Source organism: Microcystis wesenbergii FACHB-1317, assembly GCF_014696875.1.
Taxonomy (GTDB): Bacteria; Cyanobacteriota; Cyanobacteriia; order Cyanobacteriales; family Microcystaceae; genus Microcystis; species Microcystis wesenbergii_A.
Map to the genome: position 1 here is coordinate 46,687 of NZ_JACJQV010000197.1, position 11,645 is coordinate 58,331.

11 protein-coding genes are annotated in these 11,645 nt (G+C 42.9%); 5 read left to right on the forward strand and 6 right to left on the reverse strand.

Annotated elements, in window-relative coordinates; genetic code table 11:
• Positions 1 to 22: 22 nt before the first annotated feature.
• Positions 23 to 193, forward strand: a complete 171-nt coding sequence (locus H6F92_RS26245) for a four helix bundle protein (RefSeq protein WP_265795831.1) — start codon at positions 23 to 25, stop codon at positions 191 to 193.
• A 10-nt stretch (positions 194 to 203) separates the two neighbouring features.
• Here the strand turns inward: H6F92_RS26245 and H6F92_RS20190 are convergent, their stop codons facing one another.
• Together H6F92_RS20190 and H6F92_RS20195 are read right to left on the reverse strand one after the other, a co-directional pair.
• The gene (locus H6F92_RS20190) at positions 204 to 2,429 is read right to left on the reverse strand and encodes a heavy metal translocating P-type ATPase (protein ID WP_190359233.1); all 2,226 of its coding nucleotides are present in this window, start codon (positions 2,427 to 2,429) and stop codon (positions 204 to 206) included.
• Between the two features lie 502 nt (positions 2,430 to 2,931).
• Positions 2,932 to 3,366 (reverse strand): peroxiredoxin, encoded by a 435-nt coding sequence (locus H6F92_RS20195; protein WP_190359234.1) that lies wholly within the window; start codon positions 3,364 to 3,366, stop codon positions 2,932 to 2,934.
• Between the two features lie 298 nt (positions 3,367 to 3,664).
• Here H6F92_RS20195 and H6F92_RS20200 point away from each other — a divergent pair, with 298 nt between their 5' ends.
• The 3 genes from H6F92_RS20200 (at position 3,665) to pta (ending at position 8,167) form a co-directional block, all read left to right on the forward strand.
• On the forward strand, positions 3,665 to 5,461 hold the full coding sequence (locus H6F92_RS20200; protein ID WP_190359235.1) for an N-acetylmuramoyl-L-alanine amidase family protein: 1,797 nt from the start codon (positions 3,665 to 3,667) through the stop codon (positions 5,459 to 5,461).
• Between the two features lie 217 nt (positions 5,462 to 5,678).
• On the forward strand, positions 5,679 to 6,017 hold the full coding sequence (locus H6F92_RS20205) for a hypothetical protein (RefSeq protein WP_190359242.1): 339 nt from the start codon (positions 5,679 to 5,681) through the stop codon (positions 6,015 to 6,017).
• A gap of 53 nt (positions 6,018 to 6,070) precedes the next feature.
• Positions 6,071 to 8,167 carry a phosphate acetyltransferase gene (gene pta / locus H6F92_RS20210; protein ID WP_190359236.1) on the forward strand — a complete coding sequence of 699 codons (2,097 nt, stop codon included), beginning with the start codon at positions 6,071 to 6,073 and terminating at the stop codon, positions 8,165 to 8,167.
• On the opposite strand, the gene H6F92_RS20215 is transcribed toward pta, so the two are convergent.
• From H6F92_RS20215 to H6F92_RS20225, 3 genes are all read right to left on the reverse strand, one after another.
• Positions 8,149 to 8,355: a PIN domain-containing protein gene (locus H6F92_RS20215; protein WP_198285282.1), complete on the reverse strand. Its 207-nt coding sequence runs from the start codon at positions 8,353 to 8,355 to the stop codon at positions 8,149 to 8,151. The genes pta and H6F92_RS20215 overlap by 19 nt on opposite strands.
• Complete coding sequence (gene vapB, locus H6F92_RS20220) at positions 8,355 to 8,597, reverse strand: type II toxin-antitoxin system VapB family antitoxin (protein ID WP_190359237.1); 243 nt, start codon at positions 8,595 to 8,597, stop codon at positions 8,355 to 8,357. The genes H6F92_RS20215 and vapB overlap by 1 nt, the downstream gene beginning before the upstream one ends.
• A gap of 105 nt (positions 8,598 to 8,702) precedes the next feature.
• Complete coding sequence (locus H6F92_RS20225; protein WP_002801839.1) at positions 8,703 to 8,918, reverse strand: hypothetical protein; 216 nt, start codon at positions 8,916 to 8,918, stop codon at positions 8,703 to 8,705.
• A 517-nt stretch (positions 8,919 to 9,435) separates the two neighbouring features.
• Here H6F92_RS20225 and H6F92_RS20230 point away from each other — a divergent pair.
• The gene (locus H6F92_RS20230; RefSeq protein WP_190359238.1) at positions 9,436 to 10,437 is read left to right on the forward strand and encodes a phosphoribulokinase; all 1,002 of its coding nucleotides are present in this window, start codon (positions 9,436 to 9,438) and stop codon (positions 10,435 to 10,437) included.
• 52 nt (positions 10,438 to 10,489) lie between these two features.
• On the opposite strand, the gene H6F92_RS20235 is transcribed toward H6F92_RS20230, so the two are convergent.
• A complete protein-coding gene (locus H6F92_RS20235) occupies positions 10,490 to 11,203 on the reverse strand; it encodes a response regulator (RefSeq protein WP_190359240.1) in 714 nt (237 codons plus the stop codon).
• Positions 11,204 to 11,645: the final 442 nt, after the last annotated feature.

An 11,645-nucleotide genomic window follows, 5' to 3' on the forward strand; every position in this document is an offset into this window, starting at 1 on the left:
CAACGGGGAAGTCCAGGAATATATCCAATTTTTGTACATAGCTCAAGGTTCTCTCAAAGAGTTGGAGACTCATTGGTTAATCTCTCAAAGAGTTGAACTAGCTTCCCCTCAGAGCGTCAATCCTATTCTTAATCAATGTGAATCAGTGGGCCGACTGCTGCTAACTTTGATTCGTTCCCTTGAAAATAAATAACCCCCACACCCTACACCCCACTCCCCACCCTGGGATGAACTCGACGCAATCGTAAAGCATTCGTCACCACGGAAAGGGAACTTAAAGCCATGGCAGCACCGGCAATAATCGGATTGAGCAGAAAAGGATAGAGGACTCCGGCAGCGATGGGAATGGCAATCAGGTTATAAATAAAAGCAAAAAAGAGATTTTCTTTGATATTTGCCATTGTTGCCCGACTTAACTCAATAGCGGTCACAATTCCCTGTAAATCTCCCGAAATTAAGGTTATATCACTAGCAGCGATCGCTACATCGGTCCCCGTGCCAATAGCAATACCTAAGTCCGCTTGTGCTAATGCGATCGCATCATTGATGCCATCGCCAACCATGGCGACAATTTTCCCTTTTTTCTGCAAATATTCGATTTTTTCGGCTTTTTGTTGGGGACGGAGTGCGGCAAAAAAACGCCGGATACCCAACTCGCTGGCGATCGCTTCTGCGGTTTCGAGGTTGTCCCCCGTCATCATCATCACCTCTAAGCCCATTTTTTTGAGCTTGGCGACCACTGAAGAAGAAAAAGGTTTTAAAACGTCGGAAATGGCAATCAACCCCTCTAAATGCCCGTTAACCGCTATCCAAGCCACGGTTTTTTTCTGCCATTCCCAATCGTGGGCGACTTTTTTAAGAACTTTTGTTTCAACCCCTTGACGTTCTAACCATTGTTGTGTACCAATTTGCACTAAATCCGACCCGACTTTTCCCTGCACTCCTGCCCCAGTTATTGAGTCAAATTCGGTTACTTCTAGGGTTTTAATGGCGTTTAACCGCCCATATTTAACTATTGCTTCTCCTAACGGGTGTTCAGAATGATTCTCCACCGAAACGACTAACTGCAGCAGCGATAATTCCCGTCCATCCCTCACCCCTTCGCGAGTCAAGAAGTCCGTCACCGTTGGTTTACCCTGGGTGAGAGTTCCGGTTTTATCGAGAACAATAGTAGTAATGCCCTGGGCTAATTCTAAACTTTCGGCATTTTTAATTAAAATTCCCTGTTTTGCTCCCTGTCCTGTTCCCACCATAATCGAGGTGGGTGTAGCTAATCCTAGCGCGCAGGGACAAGCGATAATTAAGACTTCCACCATTGTAATCAAAGCGAGGGTGAGATTACCCGTGCGGAGAATCCAAAATAAGAAAGTTATTACCGCAATAATCATCACCACCGGCACAAAATAAGCGGTCACTCGATCGACTAATCTTTGTATAGGTGCTTTTGATGCTTGCGCGGTTTGCACTAATCGAACAATCTGAGCTAAAACCGTATCTTTTCCCACTCGTAACGCTTGCATTTGTAGGCTACCGGTTTTATTAATTGTCGCCCCGATTACCTGTTGATTGACGGTTTTTCGCACGGGTAAACTTTCCCCCGTCACCATCGATTCATCAATGCTAGAACTGCCTTGGATAATTATGCCATCGACGGGAATTTTTTCTCCCGGACGCACTAAAATTATATCTCCTACCTTCACCTCTTCTATTGGTATATCTAGCGTCTGTTCTTCCCTAATTACCCTAGCAGTTTTTGCCTGTAATCCCATTAATTGTTTAATAGCGGCGGCCGTTTCTTTTCTGGCACGTTTTTCGAGGAAACGACCGAGTAAAATCAGAGTAATGACGATAGCTGATGCTTCGTAATAGACATGGGAATTAAACCCCTGTTTTTCGATAAAATCACTCTCGAAGGTTAAAAATAGGGAATAAAAATAGGCGGCACTGGTTCCCAAAACTACTAAAGTGTCCATGGTGGCAGTGCGATTTTTAAAAGCTTTCCAAGCATTTTTATAAAAACTTTGACCACACCAAAATTGGACAGGAGTAGCGAGAATTAATTGTAATAAGGGAGCGTGTAACCAGTGGGGAATAAAAGATAGAGATAAACCCGTCATCATCGGCAAAGAACCGATAAAAAGTATAATACTAATAACAATAGCGATCGATAGTTTAGGGAGAAGTTCTTTTTCTGGCCTGGATTCGAGATTAATTTCTGTTATCGGTGTGGCTTGGAAACCGGCATCCCTAACTTTTGCTTGAATAGTGTTAAGATCGGTACGCTTGGGATCATAGTCCACATCCACCTGTTCCATGCCAAAATTAACTTGACATCGAATCACTCCGGGGATAGATTTAATTATCCGTTCGATCGAATTAGCGCAACCAGCGCAACTCATCCCGGCGAGTTTGAGAGTTTGATGGGTCATAATGTTAATAGCAGGGAAAGTCAGCAACAAAATCCCCTGCAGCAGAGTTCTATCTTTAGGTTAAAATATTACCCTAGCTGCAGGGTCAAGAATCCTCTGTTAATTTTTCTGAATAGATATGAAGAAATGTCTAGAAATATTTCCAAAAAACGGGATAGAGAAAACCAAGCTCTGGCAGAGTCTATCCAAAATCTCAGACATTTGTTCCTATTGAATGCCCATTCTGATAGCTTCTTAAATGGCTATCTTTTGGCATGGGTTGGCTTTTAATTTAAACTCTATGACTACGGACTCGACCTCTCAACGGATTTAGTATCAGACTATGTTCCCATTCTTCTTACTTACCCACCCCTGATGTTCTTAAGTGGGTTAATAGCCAATCTAAATTATGTTGGTCAGGTTTCATCCCTTCGGCAAAATCGAGGCTCTTCACCCGACATTCAAGATAAATATCGGGTGTATTAGGCTGCCCTAACACACCCAGAAAAGATTTTAGGAAAAATTAACCGACGACGCAGAGAATATCCGATGCGTGACTAGCGGTATTCACTTTCTCATCTACATGGCTAATTTTGCCTTCTGCATCGATGATATAGGTGACGCGCTTAGAATAGCCACCACCATCAACGTCATAAGCTTTGGTGATAGCACCATCGGTATCCACTAGCAATTGGAAGGGTAAACCGTATTTTTCTTTAAATTGTGCATGGGAACCTTGGTCATCCCTGCTCACCCCGAAGACTACTATTTCCTTGTCTTGGTATTGTTGGTAGTTATCCCGGAAGCTTTGCGCTTCCTTGGTGCAGCCGGGGGTATCATCTTTGGGATAGAAGTATAAAACTACGACTTTACCTTGAAAATCCGACAGGGAAACGGTTTTTCCAGTATCGTCGGTGGTGGTAAAGTTCGGTGCGATTGTTCCAACGGTTAAAGCCATAACTCCGATTCCTTTACAAAAGTTAATCTATATTGATCATAAGGGATGAGGGTCACTTCAGCACCCCAAGACTGTCTATAAGCAGGGAGAAGATGAACGTAGGTTGGGTTGAAGCATGAAACCCAACTTCAGCACCCCAAGACTGTCTATAAGCAGGGAGAAGGGAGAGGGGAGAAGAAGTCAGAGCATTTGTACTAAGCTGTCTCAATCAGTTTAAATGTAGTACAACTGAGAAGACGAACAACAAACCCCCAGAATTTGTCCTAGGATAATATTTATCGGCTAAGAGGGGGATAATATGGGGCCATTCTGGTTAAAGGTGAGAACTTTTGGGCAAAATATCTTAATCGGTTTAGGTTTAGTCCTATTAATCGGTTTTTATCACAGTATCAGCGCCAAATCTACCTCATTGATGATTGTTTATCCCCCCGATAATCATCAAACCACGGCCGCTAGAATCTTTTTTATTGGTTCTGCACCTCCATCGGGTCAAGTTTTGCTCAATAATCAACCGATTGAACGCAGTGCTAAAGGATATTTTGCCCCTAGTTTTCCCCTAGAAGTTGGCGAAAATAATTTCACTATTCGCTATCAAAACCAAACTATTAATCGTCAAATAATTCGTCTAGATACTCAAGCAATTATTCCCCAAGGATTAGCTTTTGCTGATAACTCTCTCAGTCCTTCTGTCCATAAGACGAGGTTAGTGGGGGAATGGATTTGTTTTAGTGCGATTGCCACTCCCCAAGCTCAGGTTTCTGTGCAGTTAGGAGATAAAATACTGCCTCTTTTACCCCAACCTCAAAGCACAAAACTGCCTAGTAATGCCGCAGTTTTAACTAATCTTAATCAAGCGAATTCCGAGGATAAAACTGGTTACTATCGAGGTTGTCAGAAGTTTAAGCAAGAGGCTAACTTAGGAAAACCTATTTTTACAGCACAATTAAATAATCGCTCGATTAGCCAACAAGGTCAAGGAGAAATTAACATTATTAGCGATCAAAATTTACCAGTGATTGAAATTATAGCAGACCAAGGAGTAGCTCGCACGGGGCCGGGTAGTAATTATTCCCGTTTAACTCCTTTACCCCAAGGCACGAAAGCGAGAGTCACTGGGAAAGAAGGGGATTGGTTACGGTTAGATTATGGTGGCTGGATTTTGGAGCGAGAAACCCGTTTAATAGTCAATGAGGTCCTAGATAATGCTAATATTCGCGGTCTCTCTTCTCGAAGTATCAATCAAGCAACAGAAATTATTTTTCCCCTCTCCCATCCTGTACCCATCGCCGTGGCACAAGAAGATGATAAATTTATTTTGACTCTCTATAATACTATTGCCCAAACCGATACAATTTTTCTAGTGGATAATCCTTTGGTCAGACGTTTAGATTGGCGACAAATTAACCCAACCACGATAGAATACACTTTTAATCTTAATCAAAAACAACAGTGGGGTTATAGTCTTCGTTACCAGGGGACAAATTTAATCTTAACCCTGGGTCATCCCCCAGAAAAAAGTGCTAATTTACAGGGCAAAGTTATTTTATTAGATCCCGGACACGGAGGTAAAGAAACTGGTGCTGTCGGTCCAACGGGTTACACGGAAAAAGAGATTAATTTAGTTATGTCTAAATTAATTAAACGGGAGTTAGAAAAATTGGGGGCAACAGTTTATTTAACCAGAGAAACTGACATCGACTTATCTTTACCGGCACGAGTAGAGATGATTAATAATCTGCAACCAACCCTAGCACTATCGGTTCACTATAATGCTTTACCCGATGATGGAGATGCCTTAAATACTCAAGGAATTGGCATATTTTGGTATCATCCCCAGGCAGCGGATTTATCGGTTTTTCTCCACGATTATTTAACCAAAAATCTTAACCGTCCTTCCTATGGAGTATTTTGGAATAATTTAGCTTTAACTCGTCCCTATAGTAGTCCTTCTTTGTTATTAGAGTTAGGATTTATGAGTAATCCTCAAGAATTTGAATGGATTACCGATACTCAGGCACAAAAACAATTAGCGCAGGTTTTAGCCGCCGGAATTAGCCAATGGTTTCAACAATCTGGGGTAATTGCTTCCAGTTAAGATTTAATGCCAATATAGAGGTGTGCAGTCGTATGAGGTACAGTGTCACGAGCTATAAACCATGCTAGGCAAGGCTTGGTCTGTATCTCACTCAAGCGCTTACCGCTATAGGACGGACAAAAGCTTAAATCTTTGTGAAAATCAAGTCCTAGCCAGAAAACTGGTGATAAAATGTGCGGAAGTTTTTATTTTAATCTGAGGAAATTAAATCAACTCTATGGAAAAAAATGTTACCAGTGAACAGCAACTGGACAAAATAGCTGATAGTTTACAAGATATAGTGGGTCAGTCCCTAGTAGATATTCTAACAGCGATCGCTCTGTTAGAGAATTCTCTGGATGAGCAAACAGAAGGTAGTTTACCTGAAAATTTGCCAACAATTCACGCCCTTATAGACAATTTGATCGCAGAATTTCAAACCCTTGATCAACAACTAAAAGTTAATTCTTCCCATCAACAGATTTACCGAAATTATCAAGATTTAGCTCAAAAAGCCCACCTCAAGAATCTCGTAGCCAATTGGGTAACGAAAAATAGTCTTGACAAAAGTGCCTGAACCATTGGGGTGGGTGAATTAAATCCCACCCTCGTTATTATTCTTCTCTACCCATGACTAACTCTTTATATATCAGCACGACGGCAACGGGAAGCGGTAGAGCGTTAGTAGCTTTAGGAATCATCGACTTGATTCTCCGCAAAACTAATAAAGTTGCCTTTTTCCAGCCAATTGTTCTCGACTGTTCCGAAGGTCATCGGGACGAAGACATTGACTTAATCCTCAATTATTTTAAATTAGAACAAACCTACGAAGAGGCTTTCGGTTTATGTTACGAAGAAGTGAAGGATTTATTGGTACAACAAAGATTTGATGAAATCATTGAAAGAATTATCAAAAAGTTTAAAAACTTAGAAAAAAAATATGATTTTATCCTCTGTGAAGGTTCCGATTATCTGCAAGAAAATTCCGCCTTTGAATTTGAACTAAATACAGAAATCGCCAAAAATCTCGGCCATCCCATCTTAATATTAGGTAATGCCCACCAGCGCAGTATCGAAGATGCCCTTAGTCCGATCCTGATTTCCTGCGACACCTACCAAGATAAAGGTTGTACAGTGATTGGAATTATTATCAATCAAGCTGAAGAGGAAAAAATAGAGGAATTACGGAAAACCCTGACTAAAATTTTTCCCCCCCAAGAATATGCCCTAGGAGTGATTCCCCATAATGCTAAACTTAGCAGCCCGCGAGTAGCAGAAATCGCCCAACAATTACAGGCAAAAGTTCTCTACGGACAGCACAGATTAGATAGTTTAGCCAGTAACTTTCTGGTGGTGGCCATGCAGATGCAAAATGCCCTAGAGCGGTTAAAAGAAGATAGTTTAATTATCACTCCTTGGGATCGCGGCGATGTGATTATCGGGATGTTACAGGCCCACCAATCGGCCAATTATCCCCAATTAGCCGGTATACTCTTAACAGCAGGTCATAGTCTCAATCCTTCGATCGCCCGTTTAATTGAAGGTTTGCCCGATCCCTTACCGATTCTCTCCGTCACCACCGATACCTACACCACGGCCGAACGCATCCACGATGTGCGAACCACCCTGACCTCGACGGACTACGATAAAATTAACCTCAGTCTGCAGCTTTTTCACAGTAACATCAATCTCGATCGCCTAGAAGCGCAAATTCGCACTTTGCGGACCCAGGGGATTACCCCGAAGATGTTCACCTATAATCTCGTACAACAGGCCAAAGCGCAAAAACGTCACATCGTTTTGGCCGAAGGAACCGAACCGCGCATCCTCCAGGCGGCCACAGTGTTAATCGAACAGGATATCGTCGATTTAACCCTCTTGGGACAACCGGACGAGATCGCAATGGTGATTAAAAAACATGGTATCACCCTCGATCTCGATCGCCTGCAAATTATTGACCCCGTGGCTAGTCCCCATTTTGAAAGCTATGTGCAGACCCTCTACGAAGCGAGAAAAGCCAAGGGAATGAATCTCGATCTGGCCCGGGATTATGCACAGGATGTCTCCTATTTTGGCACTTTAATGGTGTATCAAGGCGATGCTGATGGTATGGTATCGGGGGCGGTGCATACCACTCAACACACGATTCGGCCTGCACTCCAGATTATCAAAACTAAGCCCGATTGTGCGATCGTCTCCTCGGTCTTTTTTATGTGTCTAGAGGATCGAGTCTTGGTCTATGGGGATTGTGCGGTCAATCCCGACCCCAGTGCCGAGGAATTAGCCGAAATTGCCCTATCTTCTGCCGAAACCGCCCAAAAATTCGGAATTGAACCGCGAATCGCCCTGCTTTCCTATTCTTCGGGTCAATCGGGCCAGGGAGAAGACGTGGAAAAAGTACGACAAGCGACCAAAATCGCTAGGGAAAAACGCCCCGATTTGAAGCTAGAAGGCCCGATTCAGTACGATGCGGCCGTGGATAGGGAAGTAGCCGCCCAAAAAATGCCGGGGTCAGAGGTAGCGGGCCAAGCAACGGTGTTTATTTTTCCTGACCTGAATACAGGGAATAATACCTATAAAGCCGTGCAGCGGGAAACGAAAGCTTTAGCGATTGGTCCAATCCTACAGGGATTAAAAAAACCCGTCAATGATCTCAGTCGCGGTTGTACCGTTCCCGATATTATCAATACGGTGGTAATCACAGCAATTCAATCCCAATCTTTTTGAGTTATAGTTATTTCAGAACAGAGAGAGAGTTTACCAATTTTTACCTTGATCGATATTTCCCAAAAACTAGCAATACTTACAAAAACATTATCGGTATTTTCAAGACTATCTCGCAGCGAAACCGGCAAAATTGGGTCATCCTCAGCTAACCAGATAAAGACATGAGTATCTATTAAAGCACTCCTCATTACCTATAGTCCTTAAAGTCTTCTAAGGGAGCATCAAAGTCATTAGCTAAAGGTAAAACGAAAGTTCCTTTTATTGAACCGGCTAAAGTTCTTTTAACAGTTACAGATTCTTTTGCTGCTGGTTTATCTTCTTCTGTTTGGTCAGACTTAGTGAGCAAATATTCAGCATAATGTAAAAGTTCAGTTTTGAGAGCATCGGGCATATTCTCAACTATATTCTTAATCCTGCAATGATTTGGCATTGGGTACTAAAAGCAAGCTGTAAAATCTGTTCATAAACAGGCTGGTTTTTCAATGCCTTCAAATCTTTGAGAAATCTTTTTCGATATTGAACCTTCAAGGTAAATCTATTCCTCCAAATAAGCCAGTGCCTCTTCGATATCTAATAGTGGACTCTGCTGTGCCTCATCCATCGCTTGGTTAAGGCAGTAGTCTTCTATTGCTTCGGTGAACTCTTCACAAGACATATCTTCTTGGGGAAATACTTGTCTCCATAGTTCAATCGGAATAACAACGGCTTTGGGTTGTCCGTTTTGGTCAGTTAGGTATTCTATTGAAAGCATAGACAAGACTTGTCAAGTTTGATAAGTCTATGATATAGCACTACGCGATTACATTAGAAAACGGGTTTCTTTGAGAAACCCGTTTTCTGGAGATAGAATTGGTAAAAAAGCGATATTTGACAAAATCGGGGGGTGATAGGCTTTTTGGTCAGATTTCTCCAAAATTGCCAATGAACACCTTCTCTACCGTTGTAGCTGCTGGTACAGCTAGTGCGATCGCTGTCCTTGGCCTTGCTACTTACCAGTAGTTCACTGGTAGGCTGTGAAGCGCGATAGCGCAACGCACCAATTTAATGATAAAGTTGATGCGTTACGGCGGCTTATTAATTGGTTTTTTGTCAGAGATTATCGCCGCCAACAGGCCCCCTAGTATTAAATACTTACTCATTCTAGCGTGAGGCTCTTGCCGAACCTGTCAGCAGCAGAAATTTCTGGCGGCGGCGTACGGCGAGGGTCCAGAGTCTGGTTTAATTACATACTATGGGTTAACAATTAGTTGTGTATTTAGAGGGAAACTATGGCCAATAAGCCAGAGCGCGTGGTTCTAATCGGTGTAGCTGGGGACTCCGGCTGTGGGAAATCTACTTTTTTACGTCGTTTGACCGATTTATTCGGGGCCGAGTTTATGACGGTGATCTGTTTAGATGACTACCATTGCCTCGATCGCAAACAGAGAAAAGAGGTGGGTGTCACTGCACTCAATCCGAAAGCGAATAACTTTGACCTGATGTATGAGCAGATTAAAGCTCTTAAGGGAGGTCAAGCCATTAATAAACCTATTTATAATCATGAAACGGGGATGATCGATCCCCCCGAAATCATCGAACCGAATAAGGTAATCGTGATCGAGGGACTGCACCCCTTATATGATGAACGAGTCCGGTCCCTATTAGATTTCAGCGTTTATCTCGATATTAGCGATGAAGTCAAAGTTAACTGGAAAATTCAACGGGATATGGCCGAGCGCGGTCACACCTATGATGATGTGATGGCGGCCATTAATTCTAGAAAACCCGATTTCAGTGCCTATATCGATCCCCAAAGACAGTACGCTGATGTGGTGATTCAAGTGCTGCCCACCCAATTACTGGAAGATCACGAAAGTAAGTTACTACGGGTCCGTTTAATCCAGAAAGAAGGGGTAGAAAACTTTGAACCCGCTTATCTGTTTGATGAAGGTTCCACCATCGACTGGCGGCCCTGTGGTCGTAAATTGACCTGCACTTATCCCGGTATTAAACTCTACTATGGTCCGGATGGCTTCTTGGGGAATGAAGTGTCGATTCTGGAACTAGATGGTCAATTCGATAACCTAGAAGAAATGATCTACATCGAAAGCCATTTGAGCAAAACCGGCACTAAATACTACGGTGAAATGACGGAATTACTGCTCAAACACAAGGATTATCCCGGTTCTACCAATGGTACCGGTTTATTCCAAGTGTTAGTCGGTCTCAAAATGCGTGAAACCTACGAAAAACTAATGGCAGCCGAAGCAAAAGTGGCAGCGCCAGTCTAGTTTCTAGTTTTGACTGAACCGGCATCCTATATGGTTAGGGTGCCGGTTTTTTTTAAGCCACTAATCCCGATCGCAGGGCCAGCACTGCCGCTTGAGTGCGATCATCCACAGAGAGTTTATTTAAGATATTGCGGACATGGGTTTTCACCGTGCCGATGGTGATATAGAGTCGGCCGGCAATCTGAGCATTACTAAAACCCCCGACAATCAGAGCGAGAATTTCTAGCTCTCGTTCCGTTAGGGGCGCATTTTCCAGCAATTGGCGATGTTCTGGGTCAATGCCGTGAATTACCACTGTTTGGCTCCCGGCAGCCCCACCGAAGGCAAAATTTTGGCGCACTTGTTGCAGAATAACACCGGCGATCACGGGATCGATCCAAGGATTGCCTTTGTGGGTGGAATAAATCGCCTCGACTAATTTATCGACGCTGGTATCCTTCATACAGTAGGAATCAGCACCAGCACTAAAAGCCGCTAAAACCTGTTCTTGGGTTTTGTACATGGTTAGCATGAGGATCTTCGTGGTCAAGCTGTCTTCGCCGCAATTTTGTTGGAAGCGTCGCATTAACTCAATCCCATCGATGATGGGCAAAGCTATATCGATGATCGCTACATGGGGTTTGGTCTCCTCTAGCAGTTTTAGTCCCTGTAATCCAGTGATGGCTTCTCCCACCACTTGAATACCCTCTCGATGCTGGAGAGCCGCCACTAACCCCATGCGGGTTAAATCGTGATCCTCTATGACGATAACCCGCACTTTATCCATATTTTTTCCCGGTTTTGCTGAACTAGGCGATGATTCAATAATTTTGGCTTTTGGATTATTAGAGCCGTTCCTAAACATTGACTTCACTCCCTTCCTTGAATTCCACTTTCTTATCTTCATTCGGCAATCCCCTGTTTTCAGTTGATTGTATTTTTACTTAATCAAAGCGGCGATGACAAATCTACTTAAACTCCCATAAAATCTACTTAAATCTACCCAACTTTACCCATAATTTTCTCCTTTAATTCTTCTATTATCATATCATGCAAATCTAGATTAGGCAAGAATTAGGCTCTTCTGGTTCCTCTGTGAAAACGAGGTCTACACTAATATAGCAAAGAGCGGGATAGTTAGGACATAATAGAGAAAAAGAAATGAGGAGAAGCTTTCATGGCAGCACCCTATAGTGATGATTTAAGACAGAAAGCAGTGAGTGCCGTAG

What these genes read in the sequence shown, in the direction of transcription:
- pta (WP_190359236.1), top strand. Translation starts at nt 6,071, where the DNA reads ATGACTAACTCTTTATATATCAGCACGACGGCAACGGGAAGCGGTAGA.
- H6F92_RS20205 (WP_190359242.1), top strand. Translation starts at nt 5,679, where the DNA reads ATGGAAAAAAATGTTACCAGTGAACAGCAACTGGACAAAATAGCTGAT.
- H6F92_RS20230 (WP_190359238.1), top strand. Translation starts at nt 9,436, where the DNA reads ATGGCCAATAAGCCAGAGCGCGTGGTTCTAATCGGTGTAGCTGGGGAC.
- H6F92_RS20195 (WP_190359234.1), bottom strand. Translation starts at nt 3,366, where the DNA reads ATGGCTTTAACCGTTGGAACAATCGCACCGAACTTTACCACCACCGAC.
- H6F92_RS20200 (WP_190359235.1), top strand. Translation starts at nt 3,665, where the DNA reads ATGGGGCCATTCTGGTTAAAGGTGAGAACTTTTGGGCAAAATATCTTA.
- H6F92_RS20215 (WP_198285282.1), bottom strand. Translation starts at nt 8,355, where the DNA reads ATGAGGAGTGCTTTAATAGATACTCATGTCTTTATCTGGTTAGCTGAG.
- H6F92_RS20190 (WP_190359233.1), bottom strand. Translation starts at nt 2,429, where the DNA reads ATGACCCATCAAACTCTCAAACTCGCCGGGATGAGTTGCGCTGGTTGC.
- H6F92_RS20235 (WP_190359240.1), bottom strand. Translation starts at nt 11,203, where the DNA reads ATGGATAAAGTGCGGGTTATCGTCATAGAGGATCACGATTTAACCCGC.
- vapB (WP_190359237.1), bottom strand. Translation starts at nt 8,597, where the DNA reads ATGCCAAATCATTGCAGGATTAAGAATATAGTTGAGAATATGCCCGAT.
- H6F92_RS20225 (WP_002801839.1), bottom strand. Translation starts at nt 8,918, where the DNA reads ATGCTTTCAATAGAATACCTAACTGACCAAAACGGACAACCCAAAGCC.